This is a genomic window from Pseudomonas sp. ASL9, assembly GCF_056680335.1.
In genome coordinates this window covers 831395-855288 of the sequence record NZ_CM155277.1, presented here as the reverse complement: position 1 = coordinate 855288, position 23894 = coordinate 831395, and the positions used below count along the sequence as shown (strand labels likewise).

General features: G+C 56.0%; 26 protein-coding genes and 2 pseudogenes. 15 read left to right on the top strand and 13 right to left on the bottom strand.

Going from position 1 to position 23894, the window contains the following annotated elements; translation table 11 throughout:
* Window positions 1-130 precede the first annotated feature (130 nt).
* Window positions 131-1150, bottom strand: coding sequence for a tRNA dihydrouridine(20/20a) synthase DusA (gene dusA / locus AC1ME2_RS04025; RefSeq protein WP_480439468.1), 1020 nt, complete (start codon window positions 1148-1150; stop codon window positions 131-133).
* Window positions 1151-1251: 101 nt separating this feature from the next.
* Here dusA and AC1ME2_RS04020 point away from each other — a divergent pair.
* From AC1ME2_RS04020 to AC1ME2_RS04010, 3 genes and pseudogenes are all read left to right on the top strand, one after another.
* Window positions 1252-2259 (top strand): annotated as a pseudogene (locus AC1ME2_RS04020) (site-specific integrase); the annotation flags it as partial.
* 217 nt (window positions 2260-2476) lie between these two features.
* Complete coding sequence (locus tag AC1ME2_RS04015) at window positions 2477-3406, top strand: hypothetical protein (RefSeq protein WP_480439466.1); 930 nt, start codon at window positions 2477-2479, stop codon at window positions 3404-3406.
* Window position 3407: 1 nt separating this feature from the next.
* Complete coding sequence (locus AC1ME2_RS04010; protein ID WP_480439465.1) at window positions 3408-3902, top strand: hypothetical protein; 495 nt, start codon at window positions 3408-3410, stop codon at window positions 3900-3902.
* Between the two features lie 117 nt (window positions 3903-4019).
* Here the strand turns inward: AC1ME2_RS04010 and AC1ME2_RS04005 are convergent.
* Window positions 4020-4184 (bottom strand): annotated as a pseudogene (locus AC1ME2_RS04005) (IS66 family transposase); the annotation flags it as partial.
* 86 nt (window positions 4185-4270) lie between these two features.
* Here AC1ME2_RS04005 and tnpB point away from each other — a divergent pair.
* Window positions 4271-4630, top strand: a complete 360-nt coding sequence (gene tnpB / locus AC1ME2_RS04000) for an IS66 family insertion sequence element accessory protein TnpB (protein ID WP_480439464.1) — start codon at window positions 4271-4273, stop codon at window positions 4628-4630.
* Between the two features lie 201 nt (window positions 4631-4831).
* Here the strand turns inward: tnpB and AC1ME2_RS03995 are convergent, their stop codons facing one another.
* The gene (locus tag AC1ME2_RS03995; RefSeq protein ID WP_480439463.1) at window positions 4832-5353 is read right to left on the bottom strand and encodes a GNAT family N-acetyltransferase; all 522 of its coding nucleotides are present in this window, start codon (window positions 5351-5353) and stop codon (window positions 4832-4834) included.
* A gap of 12 nt (window positions 5354-5365) precedes the next feature.
* Complete coding sequence (locus tag AC1ME2_RS03990) at window positions 5366-5767, bottom strand: hypothetical protein (protein ID WP_480439462.1); 402 nt, start codon at window positions 5765-5767, stop codon at window positions 5366-5368.
* A gap of 522 nt (window positions 5768-6289) precedes the next feature.
* Here AC1ME2_RS03990 and AC1ME2_RS03985 point away from each other — a divergent pair.
* From AC1ME2_RS03985 to AC1ME2_RS03965, 5 genes are all read left to right on the top strand, one after another.
* A complete protein-coding gene (locus tag AC1ME2_RS03985; protein WP_480439461.1) occupies window positions 6290-6685 on the top strand; it encodes an NUDIX hydrolase in 396 nt (131 codons plus the stop codon).
* 148 nt (window positions 6686-6833) lie between these two features.
* A complete protein-coding gene (locus AC1ME2_RS03980) occupies window positions 6834-7079 on the top strand; it encodes a type II toxin-antitoxin system Phd/YefM family antitoxin (protein WP_480439459.1) in 246 nt (81 codons plus the stop codon).
* Window positions 7076-7462: a type II toxin-antitoxin system VapC family toxin gene (locus AC1ME2_RS03975; protein ID WP_480439457.1), complete on the top strand. Its 387-nt coding sequence runs from the start codon at window positions 7076-7078 to the stop codon at window positions 7460-7462. The genes AC1ME2_RS03980 and AC1ME2_RS03975 overlap by 4 nt, the downstream gene beginning before the upstream one ends.
* Before the next feature lie 204 nt (window positions 7463-7666).
* Window positions 7667-7912: a type II toxin-antitoxin system Phd/YefM family antitoxin gene (locus tag AC1ME2_RS03970; protein WP_480441987.1), complete on the top strand. Its 246-nt coding sequence runs from the start codon at window positions 7667-7669 to the stop codon at window positions 7910-7912.
* Entirely contained in the window at window positions 7902-8183 is a 282-nt protein-coding gene (locus AC1ME2_RS03965) for a type II toxin-antitoxin system RelE family toxin (RefSeq protein WP_480439456.1), read from the top strand. The genes AC1ME2_RS03970 and AC1ME2_RS03965 overlap by 11 nt, the downstream gene beginning before the upstream one ends.
* Before the next feature lie 25 nt (window positions 8184-8208).
* Here AC1ME2_RS03965 and AC1ME2_RS03960 read toward each other — a convergent pair whose 3' ends face one another.
* Both AC1ME2_RS03960 and AC1ME2_RS03955 read right to left on the bottom strand, forming a co-directional pair.
* A complete protein-coding gene (locus AC1ME2_RS03960; RefSeq protein ID WP_480439454.1) occupies window positions 8209-8808 on the bottom strand; it encodes a GNAT family N-acetyltransferase in 600 nt (199 codons plus the stop codon).
* Between the two features lie 51 nt (window positions 8809-8859).
* On the bottom strand, window positions 8860-9684 hold the full coding sequence (locus AC1ME2_RS03955; protein WP_480439452.1) for an MBL fold metallo-hydrolase: 825 nt from the start codon (window positions 9682-9684) through the stop codon (window positions 8860-8862).
* Window positions 9685-9773: 89 nt separating this feature from the next.
* On the opposite strand from AC1ME2_RS03955, the gene AC1ME2_RS03950 reads away from it, so the two are divergent.
* Complete coding sequence (locus AC1ME2_RS03950; RefSeq protein ID WP_480439451.1) at window positions 9774-10742, top strand: GlxA family transcriptional regulator; 969 nt, start codon at window positions 9774-9776, stop codon at window positions 10740-10742.
* Between the two features lie 21 nt (window positions 10743-10763).
* Here AC1ME2_RS03950 and AC1ME2_RS03945 read toward each other — a convergent pair whose 3' ends face one another.
* The 6 genes from AC1ME2_RS03945 to AC1ME2_RS03920 form a co-directional block, all read right to left on the bottom strand.
* A complete protein-coding gene (locus AC1ME2_RS03945; protein WP_480439450.1) occupies window positions 10764-11672 on the bottom strand; it encodes a MurR/RpiR family transcriptional regulator in 909 nt (302 codons plus the stop codon).
* Window positions 11673-11805: 133 nt separating this feature from the next.
* Entirely contained in the window at window positions 11806-12570 is a 765-nt protein-coding gene (locus AC1ME2_RS03940) for an ABC transporter ATP-binding protein (RefSeq protein WP_480439448.1), read from the bottom strand.
* 18 nt (window positions 12571-12588) lie between these two features.
* Window positions 12589-13701, bottom strand: coding sequence for a succinylglutamate desuccinylase/aspartoacylase family protein (locus AC1ME2_RS03935; RefSeq protein ID WP_480439446.1), 1113 nt, complete (start codon window positions 13699-13701; stop codon window positions 12589-12591).
* Between the two features lie 8 nt (window positions 13702-13709).
* Window positions 13710-14408, bottom strand: a complete 699-nt coding sequence (locus AC1ME2_RS03930; RefSeq protein WP_480439444.1) for an ABC transporter permease — start codon at window positions 14406-14408, stop codon at window positions 13710-13712.
* 12 nt (window positions 14409-14420) lie between these two features.
* Window positions 14421-15110: an ABC transporter permease gene (locus AC1ME2_RS03925; protein WP_480439443.1), complete on the bottom strand. Its 690-nt coding sequence runs from the start codon at window positions 15108-15110 to the stop codon at window positions 14421-14423.
* A gap of 91 nt (window positions 15111-15201) precedes the next feature.
* Window positions 15202-15978: an ABC transporter substrate-binding protein gene (locus tag AC1ME2_RS03920; RefSeq protein WP_480439441.1), complete on the bottom strand. Its 777-nt coding sequence runs from the start codon at window positions 15976-15978 to the stop codon at window positions 15202-15204.
* A gap of 318 nt (window positions 15979-16296) precedes the next feature.
* On the opposite strand from AC1ME2_RS03920, the gene AC1ME2_RS03915 reads away from it, so the two are divergent.
* Together AC1ME2_RS03915 and AC1ME2_RS03910 are read left to right on the top strand one after the other, a co-directional pair.
* Window positions 16297-17337, top strand: a complete 1041-nt coding sequence (locus tag AC1ME2_RS03915; protein ID WP_480439439.1) for an ABC transporter substrate-binding protein — start codon at window positions 16297-16299, stop codon at window positions 17335-17337.
* Window positions 17334-19100, top strand: a complete 1767-nt coding sequence (locus AC1ME2_RS03910) for a diguanylate cyclase domain-containing protein (protein ID WP_480439438.1) — start codon at window positions 17334-17336, stop codon at window positions 19098-19100. The genes AC1ME2_RS03915 and AC1ME2_RS03910 overlap by 4 nt, the downstream gene beginning before the upstream one ends.
* A 177-nt stretch (window positions 19101-19277) precedes the next feature.
* Here AC1ME2_RS03910 and ppnN read toward each other — a convergent pair whose 3' ends face one another.
* The gene (ppnN, locus tag AC1ME2_RS03905) at window positions 19278-20651 is read right to left on the bottom strand and encodes a nucleotide 5'-monophosphate nucleosidase PpnN (protein WP_480439437.1); all 1374 of its coding nucleotides are present in this window, start codon (window positions 20649-20651) and stop codon (window positions 19278-19280) included.
* A 401-nt stretch (window positions 20652-21052) separates the two neighbouring features.
* On the opposite strand from ppnN, the gene AC1ME2_RS03900 reads away from it, so the two are divergent.
* The 3 genes from AC1ME2_RS03900 (at window position 21053) to prpC (ending at window position 23860) form a co-directional block, all read left to right on the top strand.
* Window positions 21053-21766 (top strand): GntR family transcriptional regulator, encoded by a 714-nt coding sequence (locus AC1ME2_RS03900; RefSeq protein ID WP_480439435.1) that lies wholly within the window; start codon window positions 21053-21055, stop codon window positions 21764-21766.
* Window positions 21763-22653 (top strand): methylisocitrate lyase, encoded by an 891-nt coding sequence (gene prpB / locus AC1ME2_RS03895; protein WP_480439433.1) that lies wholly within the window; start codon window positions 21763-21765, stop codon window positions 22651-22653. Before AC1ME2_RS03900 ends, prpB begins: the two co-directional genes overlap by 4 nt.
* Window positions 22654-22732: 79 nt before the next feature.
* Window positions 22733-23860, top strand: coding sequence for a bifunctional 2-methylcitrate synthase/citrate synthase (gene prpC / locus AC1ME2_RS03890; protein WP_480439431.1), 1128 nt, complete (start codon window positions 22733-22735; stop codon window positions 23858-23860).
* The last annotated feature ends 34 nt before the right edge of the window (window positions 23861-23894 follow it).

Genomic DNA, 23894 nt, shown 5'->3' with positions numbered 1-23894 from the left:
TTAGAAGACATTACCCGAGCGCTGCCAGCCACTCAAGGGTGCATCCTTATCGTTGCCTCAAGAGACCGATAAGCGATGCAGAATCATTTGAGCCTGATCGGCACAGGTTGTTCCCCAAACGACGCGATAACTAGCGACCTTCCAGCAACTGCGCGGCCTGATCCAGCAGCGCCAAGGGGTCTTTTGCCTTATGGATATCGACCGACAGCAATTGCCGAAAGCGCCGTGCGCCTGGAAAGCCCGTGCCGAGTCCCAGTACATGCCGAGTGATGTGATGCATCGAACCGCCGCTGGCAATATGCGCCGCTATATAAGGCCGCAACGCCGCCAGCGACTCTGCCCTGGAAATGACAGGCGCAGTGCTGGCAAACAGCTGCTGATCGACCTCGGCCAACATATACGGGTTGTGATAAGCCTCGCGCCCCAACATCACCCCGTCAAACACCTGCAAGTGCTCACTGCACTGCTCAAGCGTCTTGATCCCGCCATTGAGGATGATCTCCAGATCAGGAAAATCCGTCTTCAACTGCGCTGCTACGTCATACCGCAGGGGCGGAATATCGCGGTTCTCCTTGGGTGACAACCCCTCAAGAATCGCAATCCGTGCGTGCACCGTAAAACTAGTGCACCCCGCTTCATGCACCTGCCCGACAAAATCACACAGCTCTGCGTAACTGTCCCGGCCATTGATCCCGATCCGATGCTTCACCGTCACCGGGATCGACACCGCATCCAGCATCGCCTTGACACAATCCGCCACCAACCCCGGATGCGCCATCAACACCGCACCAATCAAATTGTTCTGCACCCGATCACTCGGACAGCCCACATTCAGATTGACCTCGTCATAGCCTGCGGCTTCAGCCATACGTGCACACGCCGCCAAGTCAACAGGAACACTGCCGCCCAATTGAAGCGCCAGCGGATGCTCTGCTTCATCATGCTGCAGGAAACGAGCGTGATCCCCATTAAGAAGCGCGCCGGTCGTGACCATCTCCGTGTAGAGCAGGGCGTTTTTCGACAAAAGCCGTAGGAAAAAACGGCAATGATGATCGGTCCAATCCATCATCGGCGCCACGCTGAAGCGGTGGGATGGCTCAGAGCTGGAATGGCTCGCGTTTACTGGGGCTTCAGGTTTTTCGAAATTCATTGGTACTAATCTTTTATACAGCGGTTTTTACCCATTTTTCCTTGTTTTCGAAGTCGGTTACTACAATGTAGCAAGCGAAATAAGCGATGTAGCAACTGGAAATGGGCACGATCACATCACGTAAGCGCAAGGACCACTCGACGGCCTACACGGCGCAGATACGGATCAATCGGGACGGGAAGACAGTTTATCAGGAAAGCCAAACCTTCGACCGGAAGCAGGTCGCCCAGGGCTGGATCAAGCGACGTGAGACCGAGCTGGCGCAGTTAGGTGCAATTGAGCGGGCGAACCGCAAGGGCGTCACGATCAAACAAATAATTGAGCAGTACCTGGCGAATACGAAAAGCTGCGTCCACTGGGCAAGACCAAGCGAGCCACACTCATGGCTATTGGTGAGACCTGGTTGGGTGCAGAGGATGACTCATCGCTCTCCAGTCAAAACCTTGTTGAGTTCGCTCAATGACGCATGAGTGAGGAGGGCGGTGGTGTGCAGGCGCAGACAGTCGGCAATGATCTGTCGCACTTGGGTGCTGTGTTGTCCGTGGCTCGGCCGACCTGGGGCTATGAGGTCGATCTTTTGGCTATGCCGGATACTTGGAGAGTGCTGCGCAAGCTGGGTATGGTCAGCAAGAGCAGGGAGTGTAATCGCCGTCTTGCGCTGGATGAGCTGGACAAACTGATGGAGCATTTCTTTGAGATGCAGGAGCGCAGACCAGACTCGATCCATATGCCGAAAGTGATCGCCTTTGCGATTTTCTCCACCCGCCAACTGGAGGAAATCAAGCGGATTCATTGGGAGGATCTGGGTGTAGCGCTGCAGGCGGTATTGGTCCGGGATATGAAGAGCCCGGGGCAGAAGATTGGCAATAATGTCTGATGCCATCTTCCTGACGAAGCCTGGGCAATCCTCCATACGACGCCAAGGAGATTTTCCCCTATGACGCCAGGTCTCAGCGTCCTTTACCCGAGGATGCCTGTTCAAGGGGATTGAGGATCGGCATTTTCATGATCTGCGTCATGATGGGGTGAGTCGGTTGTTCGAGATGGATTGGGATATCCCGAGGGTTTCGAGCGTTTCGGGGTATCGAGACTGGAATTCGCTACGACGCTAAACCCATCTACGGGGACGTGGTGATTGCTGCAAAGAGTTGCAGTGGGTGGGCAAGGTTTCTTAGGCTGGTAAGGTGTACACATTCGCCGTGATCGTGGACTTTGAATGGCGAGCTGAATTGTCGGCAGTTGCATATTGATATCATCTCGAAAAGGAGGTGCGTTCCTAGCGTCTTATCTGCTATATATTTTTGAGATTTTTGAGGGAGCGTGTTAGTGAAGGGATTTAAGCCGTTTTTGGTATTGCGATATTCATTGATTGAAAATAAACAAGGGGCTCTTGTTCCGAAACCACTGCCAATTCCTAAAGGGGCAGTAGTCGTCCCAGCTGTTTTGGATGATCGCGAGTTTTTTAGAAACGGCGTACGTTATAGTTTCGTAGGTTTTTCGTTTGCTGAGCCAACTAATGAAAATGAGTTTCCAAGTGAGAGATTTTTAGTAGGGAAAACAGCAAAATTTCACGTCGCTCAGATGGGCGAGAAGATACCGGGGGATATTATTTCTCATGATGCTGACGACTGGATTCCCATAATTACAATTATTGATCTTGTGGGGCAATATATTTTTGTACAGCGGGATTGGCGATTTGGTACTGAGGAGCAAATCGCAAATGCCATTCAGGCGGGGTTGAGGGAGCCTGTATTGGATGAATATAATCATTTGCTGTTTATTGAGCCGAAGACGATAAAGGGGGAGTTTTGGAATGTAGTAAAGAATCATAGGAAAATATATAAGGTGGAGTTGGATCTTATATCGCCTAATATTCTAGAAACTAACGTTAAAGCTCGCGATGCTCTTAAGGCAATGAAAGAGCTTTTTGAGCAGGATGAGGTCAAGATTACGTTGACCAATGAGTATGGAGATCTCAAAATTCCTAAGGCGCCCATTGCTGATTACGTAGACTATATTGAGGAGGGCGAAGGGAAGTGGAGCGTAACAACGGAGGGGGATCATGGTGGTAAAAAGACGCATAAAAGCTTTTCTGCTGTAGTTACAATCGACTTGGATGTTCCTTCAGATGAGGTTGTGATGAATGAGCGGCAGTTAGAGCTTGAAACTGGACAACCTGCCCCTGGGCGTTCTGATAGCGATGCTCGAATGGTCGCTGATGTGTATTCTGCCATAGGGACTTCACTGGGGCGTTAGTATGTTTCGCCTGTTTTTGGTTTTTGTTGTTTCCTTCGGGATTTCGTTTCTGTCGTTGTGGATGACGGATGGGGTTATTAGTCCATTATTTAATAGTGTTAATACAGTGGCTCTTCCCTTGAGTGCGTTGTTTGGAGCGCTGTCATTTGCGTTTTTTAATTATGTAGAGGGCGTTATTAAGGATGTGCCAAAAAAACTGAAACTCCAAAAACCAAAAGCTTACGTCGTTGTGATAAGTACACTGACCGACTTAAAGAGAGAGGTTGTTGTTAATGTCATTTTGGTGGTTTTTTTGTTGATATTTTCATTCGTTGTAGGTGCGATAGGTGAAATGGTTTCTATACAAGGGTGGGGGTTGTCCGATTACTGGGTCTGGGGTGGGTTATCTCTGCGTGGTGCATGTTTGCTGATCACATTAGTTGTGATTGTGGTTCGGCTGCGAGGATTTATTACTGCAAATAATTTGCGTGCGGAAATCGCAATGAATGCAGAATAGCTGATTCAAGGAGAAGTATTCGAGTAGGTACTTCTCCTTGGTGTGGGTTATTGATTTCTACCCATTAATTTATTCTGCTCTTGTGCCGCTTTATTTCTCTGTCTGTCAATGTAGTCATAAAGGCACCTCCTGCGCACGGCTGGTCGTGTAGTCAAACAACACCACTTTTCGATCCGGCGGCCCACTGGCCTGTACCCACATCCAGGACTGACTGGTCGGGTCTCGATCCGGCTCTTTCAGGACTTGCACGCGGGTTTCATCGCAGTGGATGACGGGGCTTTCGTAACCGCGCCATAAACCCCACATTCAAAGCCGCACTCTGATCGCCGATGCTGTGCTTCCGATCTCTCTCTGGCGCCAGCACCGTCATGATGCGTCCCGACGCCAAAGTTGAAAAAGTGTATCTCTACCCCAAGCCGGTAGACTTTCGAAAGTCCATCGACGGCCTGGCCGCCCTGGTCGAGCTGGATATCAAAGTCGCCGTATTCGACCCGGTGCTTTTCGTCTTTCTGAATCGCTACCGTAATCGAGTGAAAATCCTCTATTGGGAGCGCAACGGCTTTTGCCTTTGGCTTAAGCGCCTGGAGTCTGAACGCTTCAAAACATCGCCCGATATCACGGACGAGGCTATCGTGCTGACCGTTCAGGAACTGAACTGGTTGCTCGACGGTTTTGACCTGTGGCGCAACCTTCCTCATCAAGTTTTGACGCCGCGATTTGTCGCATAGTTGGTATAATACGCGGCATGATTTCGATGCCCGACACTGGCGGCTTGGAATGTGGGGTTCATGGTGCGCTTACAATCATTTCTTCGGTGGACACTGGTATATGCCGGATGCAAACGCTGATAGCGCCAACGTGCGACTGGCTGGTCGGTGCGAACGAAAACGGGTGGTCATGCGGGATGAAATCTCGCAGCGAGCCCTAGCCTAGGCATTCACCCTTTCCTGTAGTAACAGGGCCGGAAAAATCTTCGCCGTTGGCATTACCAAGCGGAGCGGATTGAGTGGGGAAGGGGTAAAGCCAAGCTTCTTCTCATAGAAGTCTGCCGCATCCCGATCTTTTGCGTCGACGACCATGAAGGCCACCCCAGAATGCTTTGATATTGCGTGCACACGTCGGAAGAAGTCTGCCATAAGCCTTTTGCCAAGCCCATTGCCTTGCATGCCCTTATCAACAGCTAGACGGCTCAAAAGCACTGCAGGCATCGGGTACCGTGGCATCTTTTTTGCGATTTCGTCGCTGAGTTCTGTCAGTGCGACAGCGCTGTTTGCGAGCGTGTAATAGCCACAGAGCACGCCATCTTCCAGAAAGAGAAACGTCCTGGAGACGTTTCTCTTTTCATCCTGGCTCGCGTGCTGGGCAATGTAAGTGTTGAGGGCCTGATGCTTCTCGCAATCGAACGCAGAGCGATTTATCGACTTGTCGTAGCCTACAGTGATGAAATCCATTCAAGCTGGGCCTTATCGAAGTGCCAGAATCGCGCTGAGCGCCTCGTTTGGCTCGCCAGGATTATCGAGCAACTGATAAGCAGTGTTGGCATCGAGCAGGGTCATACCCTCGAAATCAACAATCTGAGTTTCATGGTCGTGGACGACAGAGCGAATTGCCAAGGCTTCAACAACCAGCTTCAGCTCACGGAGCTCACGCTCAAGATTTGAGAGTTGTGGAGCACGTGCAGCCCGAGGCTTTTTCATCACAAAAGTATGGGTCAGCCAGCCGCCAGCCAACGCTTTCGAGGCGCTGCGCTCAACAACATCACCAGCCTGCGATGACAAGGCCTTGATGCGCCCGTTGTCATCGCGCACCCAAAGACGGCCTTTTTTAGGCTGGCTGAGATTTGAGATAACCACTGGCTTGATCACGATAAAGCTCCTTTATGAGTGGCAACCATATCACAATTTGCTTGACATCAGACTCCGGCTGTTGGAGGCGAACAGGGCCAGCCGCTCCGCGAAATAGTTGGATTCCCTCGGTGCTTTTGACTGGTGCTCGGGATGAGTCGTGCAGTCCAGGCTGATAGGATGGCGCGTCATGGCATCGCAAAACTCGGTATCAACATGACCATCATCTGCTCGAACAGAAATGTGAAGGTGTCGAGCAAATAACACTGGTACGAAACTGGTACATGGAAAGCTGTCTGCCTCTGAAGGCCTTTAAAACCGTGGCCTCCGGCGTCAGTAGCTCCAACTCGTCATAACTGCTGATCGATTTGAAGAAATTTGAGCAGCCCGTGTGCCGAAGCATATCGAGATGAGTCTGCGGCGGCGTAAAGCGATGACGTTACGGTCAATTGATGTCGTCTTGTCAGGCGATACCTGTTGCATTGCAAGGTTAGCCATCGCCTGAGATCCTAAGCCGCTATCCCAGCCAAACGATGCTCTGACATGTCCAGGATAATTTATATTGCGGCCGCTCTGCTGCTCGACGCACAGGGTCGTACGCTATTGGTACGTAAGCGCGGAACTGTGGCTTTCATGCAGCCGGGCGGTAAGATCGAACCTCATGAAACGCCTGCTGACGCTTTAGCGAGAGAGTTGCAAGAAGAGCTGGGCGTGATACTTGATCCTCAACACGCTGATTTTTTGGGCCGGTTCAGCGCACCCGCAGCTAACGAGCCTGGCTTCGAAGTGCGTTGTGAGCTTTTCCGGGTTTTAACAAGAGCCACCGTTGAACCCGCCGCGGAAATTGAAGAGGTGGTGTGGATCAATCGACACGGCCATGCGGGCTTGGTGTTAGCGCCGCTGACGCGGGATCATATTTTGCCACGCTATTTCAGCTAGCCGGGGGAAGTGCCGCTGGAACCTTTCCCTACATCGCGGAGCCGGTGGTTGAGTCGGTGCAGTTGTGGGATTGAGCGTTCAAGCGGACGCTTGCCGGTTTTTATTTTTTGAACCAAACTAACCGGACTTAGTTTACTTTGGCGTCATCATGCTCACCATCAACATTCACGAAGCCAAGACACATTTATCGCGTCTGATAGATCAGGCCGTCAAAGGTGAACCGTTTATCATTGCGAAAGCGGGCAAGCCGTTGGTCAAGGTTATGGCGTTAACGTCGCCCGAGCCCGGCCAGATAAAACGCTTGGGCTTCATGGTGGGTCAGATCACCGTACCCGATGACTTTGACCAGATGGGCAGCGATGAAATCGAGCACATGTTTGGTGGCGAAGCATGAAGCTACTGCTAGATACGCACCTGCTGCTGTGGGCTGCAGGTGATCCTGGTCGTTTGTCTGATACGGCCAGTGCTTTGATCAGCGCACCTGAGAACGAACTGTTTTTCAGTGCCGCCAGTCTTTGGGAGATTGCCATCAAGCGCGGTTTGGGGCGTTCGGATTTCAAGGTGGATGCCCGCGTATTACGCCGTGGGTTGCTGGACAACGGCTACAGCGAACTGCCAATTGGCAGTGAACACGCTGTCGCCATCGACAGTCTGCCACCCATCCACAAAGACCCCTTTGATCGCATCCTTGTGGCTCAGGCCACCGTCGAGGGCATTACGTTGTTAACCATCGATGCTTTGGTCGCTCAATATCCTGGTCCCGTGCAAAGGGTCTGATATCGGTTTCAGGCCGTGTAACCAGTAGCGTTGGTACGAAACTGGTACATGGAAAGCTGTTGGCTTCTGAAGGCCTTTATAACCGTGGCCTCCGGCGTCAGTAGCTCCAATCCACCATCAATGAACCCCTAAAAATCATGCAGGGCAGGGTTGCCGCTTCGTAAGTAAAAGACCAGAATTAAGACCTAAATAGGAGTCTTAATGATGCAGAGCATATTGGCCGATATGGCCGTCAGTGTGTCCGAATTGAAGAAAAACCCTTCTGCAGTAATGAGTGGAGCCCATGGTGGTCCGGTTGCGGTGCTGAATCACAACCGGGTTATGGGATACATGGTGCCGGCAGACGTGTTTGAGGCAATGATGGAGCGTCTGGATGATATGGATTTAGCAGAGCTGGTTCGTGCTCGTAGCCATGAGACCCCTGAGCCGGTAAGCCTGGATGACCTATAAGCTTGAGTTCTTGCCGTCCGCGCGTAAGGAGTGGGACAAGCTTGGGCATACCCTGCGCGAGCAATTCAAGAAGAAGTTGGCTGAGCGTATGGTGCTGCCTCGGGTGCAGGCAGATTCACTGTATGGAATGCCCGATTGTTACAAGATCAAGTTGAAAGCTTCAGGCTACAGGCTGGTTTACCAAGTAATTGATGAGCGAGTCGTCGTGTCTGTTGTAGCAGTGGGCAAGCGAGAGCGTAGTGCCGTGTACGAGCGGGCGAAGAAGCGCTAATCATAGCGTGTAACCAACGCACGCTTTACCGTGCGATCTTCTGCAGCAGCATCGCCTTCACGTCTGGCCACTCATCGTCGATGATGCTGAACCGTACGGAGTTGCGTTTGCGTCCATCCGGCATGATTCGTTCGTGACGAACAATGCCTTCTTGTTGTGCGCCAATGCGCAGAATGGCTGCTCTCGATTTCTCGTTAAGTTCGTCGGTGGTGAACTGCACGCGAACACACTTCATGACCTCGAATGCGTAGGCCAAAAGAAGGTACTTGGCTTCAGTATTAGCCCCCGACCTCTGGGCCGACTCACTCAACCATGTGTGGCCAATTTCCATCTTTCTGTTCGCGTGGTCGATTCTCCAGAAGCGCGTGCTGCCAACGAGCACCCCGGTATCCCGTCTGACAATCACAAAAGGCATCACCGTCCCGGCCCGCCGTCCTTCCAATGCGTTGGCGATGTACGTGTCGACGGTCTTTGGTCCCGGTATGACCGTCACCTTCATGTTCCACAATTGACCATCTGCCGCAGCGTTTAGCAGCCCCGATGCATGTTCCTGCTGAAGGGGCAGGAGCTCGACTGTCTTACCCACCAAGGTGGGTTGGATAAAGCTCGGGGCGTTGTCGTTCATGACGTTTCTGCGTGGGTTTCAAGACATGCATCATAAGGCGCCGGGTGCGTTTCATTGCGCTAAATTGTTGGCGGAATACTGATCCGTCTCACAGTCGGCAAGCGTGAAGTTCAATCGCTCGCCATCTGCGGGAATGCGCAGGCGTGACTCAATACCCGCTTGTTGTGCTGCATCGGCCAGCGCCAAGCGGGTCACAGGGCAATGGCTAAGCGCTTGCAGATGGTTGGCGATGACCAGGCCCGGCGCGAGCCGGGTGAACTCAATGGCTTCGTCGATGCCCATGATGATGTCGCCTCCCAGATCGAATCGGGCGCCGCCGGCAGGAATGACGCAAATCTGCGGCTGATGCCGCGCCACGAACTCCCTGACAGTGGACGTTAATAACGTATCTCCGCTGAGGTACAGACTGGGTTCGCCCGGGACTTCAATCAAATACCCCACACCATGTTCCATCAGTTTGCCGACCAGCCCACGTCCATGGGTGCAACGGACGGTTCGGATCTGGCCGCCGAAAAATGAATTCGGCTGCTCATGATGTTTCGGCAACGAGTGGACGTTCAATCCGCGATTGGTCAGATAGCCGGCATCGTGGGGTGTGCAGATCACCGGGATTCGGGTCTCGCGTAACCATTTTTCCGCTGCCCGGTCGAGATGGTCGAAGTGGCCTTTCTGGCAATGGGTGATCAAACAATGCGTGACTGATCCGAGTGCTTGTTCTGCCGATTTCGGCAACTCGACAATGGGGTTGCGTTGCCTTGCGCCGGACAGACGCAAGGGAGGCAGTCCATTTTTCGGGGCGAGCATAGGGTCGATCAGTATTCGAGTGGGTCCGAATTCCACGATGATTGTCGCGTTACGAAGTTGATGGATTTGCATGGCGTGGCCTCTTGGAAGAGGCTTGATTGTGTCTGCACGCTCAACGGCGGAGAATGGCGCATTCAGACATAATCAGTTCATTTTATGCCATGACCAAACTACATCGAATTGGCTTGCTGCTATTTCCGCGCTGCATGCCAGCAGGGTTGTTTGCATTTGCAGACTTGCTGAACGCGGCCAACCGGCAAGTGGGTCGCCCGCTTTTTGAAACTCGCTTTGTCGCGTTGCAGGCAGGGATGGTCGAGTGCGCTCATGGCGTCTCATTGCACGTGAACGAAACGCTTGAGCATGCTCAGCTGGACGCGATTCTGGTACCCGGTTTCTGGGCTGAATCGGCAGCGCAGGTAGAGGCGATGATTGGCGAAAACGGGGCCCTGATATCGGCGTTGGCGATACGTGCCAATAGGTTGATGCTCTGGAGCTATTGCAGTGGCGTCAGTCTGTTGGCTGCGAGCGGTTGCCTCAACGGGCAGTCTGCAACCGTGACCTGGTGGCTGGCAGAGACAATGGCCCAGCGCTATAAAAAGGTGAAGTGGCAGACGGAGCAGAACTGCATTGTTAACGAACGTACCGCCACGGCATCGGGAGTGAATGGCCACCAGCCCATCGCCCAGGCATTGGTAGAACGGTATGTCGGCCCGGACGCGCTGCATCAACTGATCAAGTTAATGGTGCTCCCACGGCCCGTGCAGACCCACAGCATCTTTCACACCATGAGCCCGATTGAGCAGTCCTCTGTGTTGTTGCGCAAATTGCATGGGCTGGTCGAGGAATTGCCAGCGGAAGAGATTACGGTGCAACGCTTGGCTGAGCGACTCGGCATTGCTCAACGCACCCTTGCGCGCAAGGTAATGGGCCAAACCGGGATTCCGATTGCAACCTATGCGCGGCGTATCAAATTGAATCAGGCCAGCGAACGTCTGATTCTGACCTCATCGTCGGTCAGCACCATTTGCGCTGAGTTGGGATTCAGCAGCGATTCGAACATGCGGCGCATGTTCAAGGAGCTGACGACGCTGACGCCCTTGGAGTACAGGCAGCGGTTCGGGCGCTTATGACTCGGTTACGGCAACGCGTCATCACTTTTTGGGTGATTTACTGCTGGTGGGCATATGCAGGTAAGCCATCACGCTTTCGGTCAGTTCGGTCGCCAGCTTCACGGCTTCTTTATTGCGCGCCATGACTCCCGCCACCAAGCCTTCGATCAGTGCGAGCACGGCGATGTTGGAGCTGGTTAATACCGGGTGGTCGGCGGGGGCAAATAGCACGTGCTGGGCAATATTAGTCAGGGGCGAGGCGGGTGAGTCGGTGATCGCCAGCACTGTAGCGCCACGCTCATGAGCAAAGCGTGAGAGCTGCAGGGTGTCGAGCGAATAGCGCGGGAGCGAGATCGCCAACAGCACATCCTGATCGGTGATCGCGGCCAGACGGTAAGCAGCGTTTTCGTTGCCGCCCTCCATGCTGATGGCGGTGGCGTCGGCGCAGAAGGGCATCAGGGTCGATGCTGCCAGGCCTGCCATGTAGACGCTGTTGCCGAATCCCAGGATGTAGATTTTGCGCGCCTTGGCCAGGCAGGTGACAAACGCTTCAAACGTGTCTGCGTGGTTGTTGGTGCCGGTGGTGCCAAGGTTACTGGTAGCACTCTGGATTTGCTCATGCAGGCCAAACGCGCCACCGGTACGGTGCACCAGTTCATTGCGCAGTTTGTCGACCGGGGACACCATTTGCTGCAAGGTGGCCACCAGTTCGGCCTTCATGCCGGTGTAACCCCCTAGATTCAGGGCCTTGGCCAGGCGATTGACTGCGGCGGGTGACGTGGACGTTTCGTGTGCCAGTTCTTCGATGGTCAGGGTGGCGGCTTTCAGCGGGTGACGCAGGATAAAGTCCGCCACCTTGCGCAGTGACGGCTGTAAATCGGCAACGATTTCCGCCAGTTTGCGCATCACCGGCGCGGCATAGACAGTCGTGTTTTTCGATGGGGTCGGCATATCCGGCTCAACATTTCCTGAGGGTTAGAAGGGACTGTGCCTGGTGCCCTGGCATAAGGTTGGCTGAAGTGTATCCGAAGCCAACCGTCGGCGTGCGGTGCCAAGCCAACGGTCGGTAGGTCGGCGTACCGGGTTATTTCAAACTGCCGGCAAGGAACTGCTGCAGGCGCTCGGACTGTGGCTTGACCAGCACTTCGCGCGGGTTGCCGCGTTCTTCGACCAGGCCCTTGTGGAGGAACACCAGTTGGTTCGATACCTCGCGAGCGAAACCCATTTCATGGGTCACTACCACCATGGTGCGTCCTTCCAGAGCGAGGTCCTGCATCACTTTAAGCACCTCGCCGACCAGTTCAGGGTCGAGTGCTGAAGTGGGCTCATCGAAGAGCATCACTTCTGGTTCCATGGCCAACGCGCGGGCAATGGCCACGCGCTGCTGCTCGCCACCCGACATGTGCGCTGGGTAGGCGTCCATACGGTGCGCCACGCCCACCTTGTTCAGATAGTGCTCGGCCTTTTCCCTCGCGTGTTTTTTGTCCATGCCCAGGACATGCACGGGGGCTTCCATGACGTTTTCGAGGGCGCTCATGTGCGACCAGAGGTTGAAGTGCTGGAACACCATCGCCAGCCGCGAACGCATGCGTTGTAACTGCTTGGGCTCGGCGGCTTTGAGCCCGCCTGACGTGTTGGTCACCAGTTTCAATTGTTCGCCGTTAAGCAGGATTTTGCCCGCGTTGGGTTGCTCCAGCAGGTTGATGCAACGCAGGAAAGTGCTTTTGCCCGAGCCACTGGAGCCAATGATGCTGATCACATCACCCGCTTTCGCCTCCAGGGACACGCCCTTGAGCACTTCGTGAGTCCCGTAGCGTTTGTGTAGATCCTGAACTTCAAGTTTGTACATGGTTTCCACTCTCTTGAATCAGTCGCTGAGTAAGCGACCCTGGCGAATAGGGGTGCTGCCGGCGACCTTGGCCAGCCACAATCCGGGCTGGGCAAAGCGCAGGCGTTCGCGGGCATAGAGGATCCCATCGGTGCTGGCCAGCACCACGCTATGGCGATCGGTCAGCGGATCAAGCACTTCGAACAGTGGGTCGCCAACCTTGACCCGGGCACCCAACGCTTGCAGAAAACTCACCACACCCGGGTGGGGCGCATAGGCGTACTGCGCACCGGAGAACGGTGTTGCTTCACAGCAGGTCGGCGGAGCGGCGGGCCAGTCGCCGCTGATCAGCCCCTGTTCGGCTAGAAATCCGAGAATGCCGTCAGCGCTGTCAACGCATTGCTCGCGCTCGGTGTCGGCCATGCCGCGCAATTCGACGGTGGTGGCCACGCACGCCAGCGGGATATTGGCTTTAGGGAAGCGTTCAGCCAGGTATAACCAGGGGATCGCGCAGGCTTCGTCGAAGGCATTGCCGCCTGCATTCTCGGCCAACAGGGCTGCGCCAGCGCCCAGGCGTGCGGCCAATGAACGCAAGCGTGGCCAGTTTTGTGGCAGGGCGTAAAGCAGCATGATCGACTCGAAGTCGCAGTGCAGATCCAGTACCACGTCGGCATCGCAGGCATGCTGCAACAGCAAGCGGCGCAGGCCATCGAGTTCAGAGATGGGTGCAGGCATGTCTGCGAGGGCATTGGTCATTGCACTGCGGATGAGTGCGATGTTGGCGCTGGCATCCTCGCTCAGTTGATCTTTCAGCAGCAGCGCCACGGCGTCGGTCAGCTCCGGAAAGTCGCGATTGAAGTTCTTCCCGCTGGAGAACTCGAAGCGGCCCTGATGGGTGGCCTGGAACATCTGCGCGATGCCAATCGGATTGGCCATCGGTACCAGTTCGATTACCCCGGTCAGGCGGCCTTGCTCTTCAAGTTCGCGCAGGCGGCGTTTGAGTTCAACGGCGACGCGCATCCCCGGCAACTCGTCAGCATGCAGCGAGGCCTGGATATAGGCCTTGCGCGGTCCGCTGCCAAAACGAAACAGCGACAGGTGTCGTTCAGTGCCCGAGGCACTCCACGGCAAGAGGTATTGAATGTGCTTCATAAAATTCCTTAGTGCTTGCGCGGTGCCAGGTACGCCAGCCAGCGGCGCTCGGCCAACTTGAACAGACGAACCAGGATGAAGGTCAGGGCCAGGTAGATGAGTCCGGCAGTGATGAACGCCTCGAACGGCAGATAGAACCGCGCACTGACCGTACGCGCGGCCCCGGTGATGTCGACCAGGGTGACGATGGACGCCAGGCTGGTGGTTTGCAGCATCATCAGCACTTCGTTGCTGTATTGCGGCAACGCCCGGCGCAAGGCCGATGGCAGAAGAATTCGCCGGTACAGGGTGATGCGTGACATGCCCATGGCCTTGGCCGCTTCGATCTCGCCGGGGGCCGTGGACTTCAAGCTGCCGGCGAGGAGTTCCGCGCTGTAGGCACTGGTATTGATCGCAAAGGCCAGGCAGGCACAAAACGTCGCGCTGGACAGGTAAGGCCAGAGCGCGCTTTGGCGTACCGCTTCAAACTGTGCCAACCCGTAATAGATCAGGAACAATTGCACCAGCATCGGTGTGCCGCGAATAACGTAGGTGTACAGCCACGCCGGGAAGTTGATCAGTGGTGATCGGGACACCCGCATCAGCGCCAAAGGAACGGCCAGCGCCAGGCCAAAGGCCAGGGAAATCAGCAGAACTCTCAGGGTCAGCAAGGCGCCATTGAAATACAGCGGCAGGCTGTCCCAGATCACGTTGTAGTCGAAAATCATGTTCGCTCCCAATCACAGATCGGCGGCTTTGATGCCGGCCGAGTAGTGTTTTTCCAGACAGCGCAGCACCAGCAATGACAGGCTGGTCAGCATCAGATAAAGCGCCGCAACCGCGAGGAAAAAGGTAAACGGTTCATGGGTCGCATCCGCTGCGTTCTTGGCCTTGAACATCATGTCCTGCAAGCCGATTACCGAGATCAGCGCAGTGGACTTGGTCAGCACCAGCCAATTGTTGGTGAACCCCGGAATGGCGAAACGAATCATCTGCGGCACCAGAATCCGCCAGAACACTTGCGCGCCACTCATGCCGTAAGCCGTGCCTGCCTCGCCCTGACCTTTAGGGATCGCCATAAAGGCACCGCGAAAGGTTTCCGAGAGATAGGCACCAAAAATGAAGCCCATGGTGCAGACGCCCGCGATAAAGGGATTGATATCGATATAGCGTGTGTAACCAAGCACAAGGGCAATGCGGTTCACCAGATCCTGGCCGCCATAGAAGATCAGCAGGATCAACACCAGGTCAGGAATGCCGCGAATCAGGGTTGTGTAACCTTCGCCCAGGATTGCCAGCCATTTGAGCGGCGACAAACGAAAGGCTGCGCCGATCAGCCCTAGGGTAATGGCCAGCGCCATGGACGTCAGGGCCAGATTAATAGTCAGCCAGGCGCCATCGAGAATGCTCGATCCGTAGCCGTGAAGCATGATGAAGTTCCTCAAACGAGCGCCGGAGGCGCGCGGGACAAGCCAAGGGTGACGCCTGCAATGGGCAGGCGCCCGGGTTGTCGGTAGACGGTTATTCGCCGTAGATATCGAACGCGAAGTACTTGGCCATCACCTGTTGGTACTTACCATTGGCGCGGATGGCGTCAATCGCTGCATTCAGACGTGCAGCGTTCGCACTGTCGCCTTTGCGCACGGCGATTCCTGCGCCTCTGCCGAAGTATTTAGGGTCGTTGATGTCCGGCCCTACCAGTGCGAAACCTTTGCCCGCGGGCGTTTTGATAAAGCTCTCATCGGTGTTGATGATGTCTGCGAGCGTGGCGTCCAGACGACCCGAAGCCAGATCAAGGAAGGCTTCACTTTGTGCGGAGTAGCGCACGACTTCGACCCCCGCTTTTTCAAGCTGCTCGGTGGCGAAGCGGTCGTAAGTCGACGAACGTTGCACGCCGACTTTCTTGCCTTTGAGATCAACCAAAGGGTCGTTGATCACGTTGCCAGCCTTCATCGCGAACTTGCCTGGGGTGTGGTAGTACTTTTTACTGAAGTCGACGGATTTCATACGGTCGTCAGTGATCGACATCGACGACAGTACAGCATCGATCTTGCGCACTTTCAGCGAAGGGATCATGCCGTCGAATTCCTGGATGACCCATTGGCATTTGACCTTCATCTCATCGCACAGGGCGTTGCCGATGTCGTAGTCGAAACCGCTGACGTTGCCTTCTGGGGTCTTGAAGGAGAAGGGCGGGTAGGCGGCTTCGATACCGATACGCAAACGGTCTTCGTCGGCGTGGGCCAGGAAGCTGAAGGCGCAAAGTGCCATAGCACCTAGAAGTGCTGTCTTGTTCATATTGTTGACTCCTTTTGTGGGGTGTTGGGGGTGATATACCCAGAAACGTCCGGTATGCACGGTCGGTCGGGTTTTATAATTTTGCCGAGCCATAAATGACACGTTTTATTTCATAAATCAATTTTATGAAAATAATAATATCGTTTCTGGCGGATTTTCAGCCAGGCAGTCATCCCTGAAGGTGGGTGAAAACCTTGGCGCATGGACGTATCAGGCCTCGGAATACCGAGTTGATGGCGAAGATTGAGCGTGGTGTGGAAGACGAAGGCGCATCGCCAGCTATATAGTGGCCACTTCACTTGCTGTTGGCCTTAGTCGATGAAGTGCTTACGTTCTTTGGTGATTGTCCTGCTCTCCATCCTGGGCCCTGTACTGGCCCAGGCCAGCGACCAGACACTCCGCGTGCTTGCGTGGCCCGGTTATGCCGACAGCGATCTGGTCGCGGAATTTGAGGCGCGTTACGAGGTGAAGGTCGAAGTCACCTTGGTCGGCAGCGACGAAGTGCTGCGCAGTAAGCTGGCGGAAAATCAGGGTGGCAACTACGACCTGATCGCTGCCAACACGGCGGAAATCGAGTACTACATCGGCCAGCAACTGCTACAGCCCCTGCAACCCGCACATATCGCCAATACCTTGCGTCAACTCTTGCGCTTTCGCGACTACGCGAAGATTCCCGGGATCATGGCCGACGGCCATGTCTACGCGATCCCCTACACCTATTCGGACATGGGGCTGATCTACGACCGTCAGCAGTTCAGCCAGCCGCCACAGTCGATCACCAGCCTATGGGACCCAAAATTCCAGGGCCGCGTTTTGGCGTTCAACACCAGTAGCCACAACTTCTCCCTGGCTAACCTGGCACGCGGTGGCGACCCGTTCCACATTACCGCCGCTGATTTCCCCCTGGTCACTGATCAGTTGATCGCACTGCGCCGCAATGTGCTGACCTTCTATTCTCTGCCGGAGGAAGCTGCCGAACTGTTCCGTAAACACTCGGTGGCCCTGCTTTTCGCCAACTACGGTCGGCAACAGCTCAAGCAGTTGCAGGACGCTGGCGCCGATGTGGGTTACGTGATTCCACGAGAGGGTGCTTTGGCGTGGCTCGACTGCTGGGCAATCAGCCGCGGGGCGCGCGATCCGATGCTGGCCCAAGCCTGGATCGACTTCACCCTGGAGCCCCATTTTAGTCACGCCCTGAGCGAGCGTCAGGGCTTGTCCAATACCTTGGAGGAGCCGGTTGGCATGGACAAATCGGTACAGCTGATCTGGCTGCGGCCGGTTGAGGACGATGCACATCGCGAGGCGCTCTGGCAGCACATTATGTCCGGCGAGCGGCCGCCGCTGAAGGAGGCACTATGAGGTTTGGTATCGCCCTCAAACTCGGTTGCCTGATGGCCCTGTTCGGCATCCTGCCTACCGGTCTGGCGGGTTACTACTCGTACAGCAGTAGTCGCGACATTTTGCTCGAGGCTGCAGAAACTGACCTGCTCACGTCCGTCCAGATGCTCGGGCGCAACCTGCACGGAAGTCTAGAGACGATCTCCCACAATGCGCGTGTGCTGGCGAATGGGCCGGAGGTGCGCGAATTGGCGGAAGCCAGTAGCCCGAGCGTGCTCTTGCATGCGCAAGATAACCTCGCTGAGTTGTTCCGCGCCATGCTTCAGGTGCACCCCGATTACATGCAAATCCGCCTGATCAGCGCTGCCGATCACGGTCTTGAACAGGTACGGGTGGACCGCGATGGCGAACGCCTGTCACGCGTCAGTGGTGCCGACCTTCAGGAGAAGGGTCATTACGCTTACGTGTTCGACACCCTGCGCTTGAGGCCCGGTGAAACGCGCTTGTCACCGATCGTGATCAATCATGAGCAAGGCGCCCACTCCGGTCTGGGCAAACCAACGCTACACGTGTCCACGCCAGTGGCCGACGCCAGCGGTAAGGTAGTCGCCCTGCTGGTGATCAACGTCGATCTCGATCAGCTCTTCACTCAACTTCAGGGTGATTTTCCCAAGCAGTATCAGGTGTACCTGAGCAATCGCTGGGGCGACCTGCTGGTCCATCCAGACCACCGACGCACGTTCGGATTCGACCAGGGTCGGCGTCTGTTCATTCAAGAAGAGTTCCCGGAAGTCGCCGGCCTGCTCGGTGAGACGCATCAGGATCACCTGATCAGCCGCAGCGTCGCGGAAGATCAGCAAGATAAGCTGGTCGCAGCCTTCGTGCGCCTCTCGAACAATGCGCAGACCTCGGAACCGTTCATCGTTCTCGGCCTCGGCCAGCCGCAAAGCTATGTGCTGGCCGAGGCCTCGCGTGCAGGCGAGAAGATCGTCCAGATTGTTCTCCTGGTCAGTCTGCTGGCCTTGCTGACGGCCATCATCACCTCGCGTACCCTCGTTCGGCCGTTGAAAAGCATGACCCAGGCCGTGCAGCTATTTTCCCGCGAGCGGAAGATCAGCGAACTGCCTGCGCGTCAGGACGAACTAGGGGTATTGGCCCAGAGCTTTCGCGAGATGGAGGAGGAGATACTCGGTCAACTGGACGATCTGACGCACAGCCGCACCGCCTTCGAACACTTGTCTCGGCACGATCCGCTGACCGGTCTGCCTAACCGTAGGGTGTTCTTCGAACGGCTCGAGTGTGCCTTGGTCAATTCGCAGAGCAGCGGCAAGCAACTGGCGGTGCTGTTTGTCGATCTCGATCACTTCAAGCACATCAACGACAGGCACGGCCACAGCCTCGGCGACCATGTGCTGAAAGCGGTGGCCAACCTGCTGCGTTCTGCGATCAGTGAAAGCGATTCGGTGGCGCGCTTGGGGGGAGACGAATTCGTTATCTTCTTCGAGGCGGTTGAGGATACCCAACACATTGTCACTCTCCTGGATAAGCTGCATAACCGCTTTCAGCTTCCTCTGTTCATCGACGGTCATGAAGTGAACATTAATGCGAGCATGGGTGTCAGCCTGTTCCCGCGCGATGGCAGCACCATCGAAGCCCTGGTGCAGCACGCTGACCACGCCATGTACGCGGCCAAGAACTCCGGCCGCAACACCTATTGGTTTGACCTTTCGGAGACTGCGGGTTTCGATCCTGATTGCAAATCGCCCATCACTGAACAGTCATAAGCACTCAATAACAGTTTTGCCCAGCCAAGGCCCATAGCCGGCACTCAACGACACCTATTGGGCGTTGGCGTCACGCCGGGTTCCGCTCCAGGGCAAGGCACGGAGCCATGACAGCTCCGTGACTTTCGACGCTCTCAACGCGTTGCCGACCGCGACGGACAGGTCACGATCTGGTTTTCAGGTGACCACCTGATAGCACGGTACATAGGCCGCGCCGCCTGGCAGCTTCATGCGGTGCTGCTCGACGAACGATTGCAGCAAACGGTCCAGCGGCTGCATGACGGCCGCGTCGCCATGGATCTGGTAAGGGCCATGCTGCTCGATCAGGCGAATGCCCTTGTCTTTCACGTTGCCGGCAACGATGCCGGAAAAGGCACGCCGCAGGTTGGCCGCCAGCTCATGAGGCGGCAGGTCGCGGCTCAGCTGGAGGTTGGCCATGTTGGCATGGGTAGGGTCGAACGGGCGCTGAAAGCCTTCCTCGATCCTTAGCAACCAGTTGAAATGGAAGGCGTCGTTGCGGTCTCGGCGGAACTGCCTGACAGCCTTCAGCCCCAGGGTCATTTGCCTTGCCACTTGAGCGGGATCATCGATGATGATTTCGTAGTGGCGCTGTGCGCCTTCGCCCAGCGTCGCGCCGACGAATGCGTGCAACTGATGCAAGTAGGGCGCCGCACTTTTTGGCCCGGTCAGGATGACGGGGAACGGCAGGCCCTTGTTGTCAGGGTGCATCAGGATGCCGAGCAGGTAGAGGAATTCCTCGGCGGTGCCGGCACCACCGGGGAAAATGATGATGCCGTGGCCAACGCGCACGAAGGCCTCAAGACGCTTCTCTATGTCTGGCAGGATCACCAGTTCGTTGACGATTGGGTTAGGTGCCTCGGCAGCGATGATTCCCGGCTCGGTCAGGCCCAGGTAGCGACCGGCGCTGATCCGCTGTTTGGCGTGGGCAATGGTGGCGCCCTTCATCGGTCCTTTCATTACACCAGGCCCGCAACCGGTGCAGATATCCAGGCTGCGCAGACCCAGCTCGTGACCGACCTTCTTGGTGTACTTGTACTCTTCGGTGTTGATCGAATGGCCGCCCCAGCACACCACCATCTTCGGCTCCAGACCGGGACGCAGGGTGCGGGCGTTGCGCAGCAGGTGAAAGACGTAGTCGGTGATCCCCTGAGAGCTGCTCAGGTCGATGCGTTGGCTGTCCAGCTCGCTCTCGGTATAGACGATGTCGCGCAGGGCGCTGAACAGCATCTCGCGGGTGCTGGCGATCATTTCGCCGTCGACGAAGGCATCTGCTGGCGCGTTGAGCAGTTCCAGGCGGACACCACGATCCTGCTGGTGGATGCGAACTTCGAAACTCTGGTAGGCCTCAAGAATAGTCTTGGCGTTGTCGATGTGGGCGCCGGTGTTGAGGATCGCCAAGGCGCATTGGCGGAATAGCGTGTAGATGCTGCCCGACCCGGCCTCGCTCAATTGCTGTACTTCGCGTTGGGACAGGGTCTCCAGGCTGCCCTTTGGGCTGACTGAAGCGTTAATTACAAGTCTTGGGGCCATTCTATATTCCCTGAAGGCGATGCCGCCGAGCCAGTGAGGGTCAGTTGCATCAGAACAATGAGTGCCAAACGCAGTCGCGCGCGGCGGGTATTTTTCCGGCTGCCAGGCGGGAAAGCAAACGTCGCGGTGAAATCCTTCGGGGGCGAATGCTTTTACCTCACGAAGGAAGCGGCAACTAAAGGCCGATGAGTTGTTTCCGCATCTTACCCCGGCCTCGTCTGGAACGGCGCGAAAGTGGTGCAGATGGGGCTGCTCGGCAAGCGGGACATGATCTGATATCGGTCTCAGGGTGTAGACGTGGGTAATTCGGGTCATTGTCGACAATAGTCTAATGATGTTTGACATTTAGGGGGAATGGTCGTAATTTTCCGCCATCTAACTGTCAATGTGTCGACAATATAATGGAAGATCTTGCAGAAACCCAAGTTGTAGGCGAGGAGTCCGGTACCCTCTCTGAGCATGTGTTCCGGCGCATCCAGTCGGCCATCGTGCGTGGCGAGATCGCGCCCGGCAGCAAAATTTCCGAGCCCGAGCTGGCACGGGCCTACGGCATCAGCCGGGGCCCGCTGCGTGAAGCGATCCATCGCCTGGAAGGGCAGCGCTTGCTGGTGCGTATTCCCCATGTGGGTGCGCGTGTGGTTTCCCTGAGCCATGCCGAGCTCATCGAGCTGTATGAAATTCGCGAATCGCTGGAAGGCATGGCCTGTCGTCTGGCCGCCGAACGCATGACCGTCGAAGAGATCGACGAATTGCGCCGCGTCCTCGATACCCATGAGCAAGATGCCGCTTTTCAGGCGGGCGTGGGTTACTACCAGCAAGAAGGCGATTTCGACTTCCACTACCGGATCATTCAAGGCAGCGGCAACCGCACGCTGAGCCAAATGCTCTGTGGCGAGCTTTATCAACTGGTGCGCATGTACCGCATCCAGTTCTCCGCGACGCCCAATCGTCCGCGTCAGGCATTTGCCGAACACCACCGTATTCTTGATGCCATTGCCGAGCGTGATGGCGAACTGGCCGAATTGTTAATGCGCCGTCATATCAGTGCGTCCAAACGCAACATCGAGCGCCATTATCAGGCCGCTCCTCAACCGACAGCCCGAGGTGAAAAATGAGTTCCGACAAACGTACTCCCGGTCAACGTTTCCGTGATGCCGTTGCCAGCGAACATCCACTGCAAGTCGTTGGCGCGATCAATGCCAACCATGCACTGCTGGCCAAACGTGCCGGGTTCAAGGCGATCTATCTCTCGGGTGGCGGTGTAGCAGCAGGTTCGCTTGGCTTGCCGGACCTGGGCATCACGGGCCTGGATGACGTGCTGACTGACGTGCGTCGTATCACCGACGTCTGCGACCTGCCATTGCTGGTGGATGTGGACACCGGTTTTGGTTCTTCCGCGTTCAACGTGGCACGCACAGTCAAGTCGATGATCAAGTTCGGCGCGGCAGCGATTCATATCGAAGATCAGGTCGGCGCCAAGCGTTGTGGCCATCGCCCGAACAAAGAAATCGTTTCCCTGCAAGAAATGGTCGACCGTATCAAGGCCGCCGTCGATGCGCGCACCGATGACAGCTTCGTGATCATGGCGCGTACCGATGCACTGGCAGTCGAAGGCCTGGAGTCGGCACTGGAAAGGGCCGCAGCCTGCGTAGAAGCCGGCGCTGACATGGTGTTCCCGGAAGCCATCACTGAACTGGCGATGTACAAGCTGTTTGCTGCTCAGGTTGGCGCGCCGATCCTGGCCAACATCACCGAGTTCGGTGCTACGCCGTTGTATACCACTGACGAGTTGGCCTCGGCCGATGTCTCTCTGGTGCTATACCCATTGTCAGCGTTCCGCGCCATGAACAAGGCCGCAGAGAACGTCTACACCGCGATCCGTCGCGACGGCACGCAGAAGAATGTCATCGACACCATGCAGACGCGCATGGAGCTGTACGACGCCATTGATTACCACATCTTCGAGCAGAAACTCGATGCGTTGTTCGCGCAGAAGAAGTGATTCTGGGTGCCCGGTCCAGGCGTAACGTCGTCTGGACCGGATTGCCGTTTCCCAAATAAATTCAAGATCGGAGAAAGCAATGGCTGAGGCAAAAGTGTTGAGTGGTGCTGGCCTGCGTGGCCAGGTGGCGGGACAGACCGCGCTGTCGACCGTTGGGCAAGCCGGTGCCGGCCTGACCTATCGTGGTTACGACGTGCGTGAATTGGCCGCCGATGCTCGTTTTGAAGAAGTGGCTTATCTGCTGCTTTACGGCGAGCTGCCGACCCAGACCGAACTCACGGCCTACATGAAAAAACTGCAAGGCCTGCGTGATCTGCCGCAAGTCCTGAAAGAAGTACTGGAGCGCATTCCTGCCGAAACCCACCCGATGGACGTCATGCGTACCGGCTGCTCGATGCTCGGCACGCTGGAGCCTGAAGCAAGTTTCGAACAACAACACGATGTCACCGACCGTCTGCTGGCCGCGTTCCCTGCGATCATGTGCTACTGGTACCGCTTCAGTCATGACGGCGTTCGCCTCAATTGCGTGACTGACGAAGAATCCATCGGTGGGCATTTCCTGCACTTGCTGCTGGATAAGAAACCGAGCGAACTGCACTGCAAGGTGATGGACGTTTCGCTGATTTTGTACGCGGAGCACGAATTCAACGCCTCGACGTTCGCCGCAAGGGTCTGTGCCTCGACGCTGTCGGACCTGTATTCCTGTGTCACCGCAGCCATCGGCACATTGCGCGGCCCGTTGCATGGCGGCGCCAACGAAGCAGCGATGGAAATGATCGAGCGCTTCGGTTCTGCCGAAGACGCCGTCAAAGGCACGCTGAGCATGCTGGAGCGCAAGGACAAGATCATGGGCTTCGGTCACGCGATCTACAAAGAGTCCGATCCGCGTAACGAAGTGATCAAGGGCTGGTCGAAAAAACTGGCCGATGAAGTGGGCGACACCGTGCTGTATGCCGTGTCCGAAGCCATCGACAAAACCATGTGGGCACAGAAAAAACTGTTCCCCAATGCTGACTTCTACCATGCCTCGGCGTACCACTTCATGGGTATCCCGACCAAGTTGTTTACACCGATTTTTGTCTGCTCACGCCTGACCGGCTGGGCCGCTCACGTGTTCGAACAGCGTGGCAATAACCGCATCATCCGCCCGAGTGCCGAGTACATCGGCGTCGAACAGCGCAAGTTCGTGCCAATCGAGCAACGCTGATTGGGAAAGGGGGAGCGGACCGTGATCTGCGGTG

Coding starts and splice junctions, on each gene's coding strand:
- dusA (WP_480439468.1), bottom strand. CDS start 1,150: ATGAATTTCGAAAAACCTGAAGCCCCAGTAAACGCGAGCCATTCCAGC.
- AC1ME2_RS04010 (WP_480439465.1), top strand. CDS start 3,408: ATGTTTCGCCTGTTTTTGGTTTTTGTTGTTTCCTTCGGGATTTCGTTT.
- tnpB (WP_480439464.1), top strand. CDS start 4,271: ATGATGCGTCCCGACGCCAAAGTTGAAAAAGTGTATCTCTACCCCAAG.
- AC1ME2_RS03995 (WP_480439463.1), bottom strand. CDS start 5,353: ATGGATTTCATCACTGTAGGCTACGACAAGTCGATAAATCGCTCTGCG.
- AC1ME2_RS03985 (WP_480439461.1), top strand. CDS start 6,290: ATGTCCAGGATAATTTATATTGCGGCCGCTCTGCTGCTCGACGCACAG.
- AC1ME2_RS03980 (WP_480439459.1), top strand. CDS start 6,834: ATGCTCACCATCAACATTCACGAAGCCAAGACACATTTATCGCGTCTG.
- AC1ME2_RS03975 (WP_480439457.1), top strand. CDS start 7,076: ATGAAGCTACTGCTAGATACGCACCTGCTGCTGTGGGCTGCAGGTGAT.
- AC1ME2_RS03970 (WP_480441987.1), top strand. CDS start 7,667: ATGCAGAGCATATTGGCCGATATGGCCGTCAGTGTGTCCGAATTGAAG.
- AC1ME2_RS03965 (WP_480439456.1), top strand. CDS start 7,902: ATGACCTATAAGCTTGAGTTCTTGCCGTCCGCGCGTAAGGAGTGGGAC.
- AC1ME2_RS03960 (WP_480439454.1), bottom strand. CDS start 8,808: ATGAACGACAACGCCCCGAGCTTTATCCAACCCACCTTGGTGGGTAAG.
- AC1ME2_RS03955 (WP_480439452.1), bottom strand. CDS start 9,684: ATGCAAATCCATCAACTTCGTAACGCGACAATCATCGTGGAATTCGGA.
- AC1ME2_RS03950 (WP_480439451.1), top strand. CDS start 9,774: ATGACCAAACTACATCGAATTGGCTTGCTGCTATTTCCGCGCTGCATG.
- AC1ME2_RS03945 (WP_480439450.1), bottom strand. CDS start 11,672: ATGCCGACCCCATCGAAAAACACGACTGTCTATGCCGCGCCGGTGATG.
- AC1ME2_RS03940 (WP_480439448.1), bottom strand. CDS start 12,570: ATGTACAAACTTGAAGTTCAGGATCTACACAAACGCTACGGGACTCAC.
- AC1ME2_RS03935 (WP_480439446.1), bottom strand. CDS start 13,701: ATGAAGCACATTCAATACCTCTTGCCGTGGAGTGCCTCGGGCACTGAA.
- AC1ME2_RS03930 (WP_480439444.1), bottom strand. CDS start 14,408: ATGATTTTCGACTACAACGTGATCTGGGACAGCCTGCCGCTGTATTTC.
- AC1ME2_RS03925 (WP_480439443.1), bottom strand. CDS start 15,110: ATGCTTCACGGCTACGGATCGAGCATTCTCGATGGCGCCTGGCTGACT.
- AC1ME2_RS03920 (WP_480439441.1), bottom strand. CDS start 15,978: ATGAACAAGACAGCACTTCTAGGTGCTATGGCACTTTGCGCCTTCAGC.
- AC1ME2_RS03915 (WP_480439439.1), top strand. CDS start 16,297: ATGAAGTGCTTACGTTCTTTGGTGATTGTCCTGCTCTCCATCCTGGGC.
- AC1ME2_RS03910 (WP_480439438.1), top strand. CDS start 17,334: ATGAGGTTTGGTATCGCCCTCAAACTCGGTTGCCTGATGGCCCTGTTC.
- ppnN (WP_480439437.1), bottom strand. CDS start 20,651: ATGGCCCCAAGACTTGTAATTAACGCTTCAGTCAGCCCAAAGGGCAGC.
- AC1ME2_RS03900 (WP_480439435.1), top strand. CDS start 21,053: ATGGAAGATCTTGCAGAAACCCAAGTTGTAGGCGAGGAGTCCGGTACC.
- prpB (WP_480439433.1), top strand. CDS start 21,763: ATGAGTTCCGACAAACGTACTCCCGGTCAACGTTTCCGTGATGCCGTT.
- prpC (WP_480439431.1), top strand. CDS start 22,733: ATGGCTGAGGCAAAAGTGTTGAGTGGTGCTGGCCTGCGTGGCCAGGTG.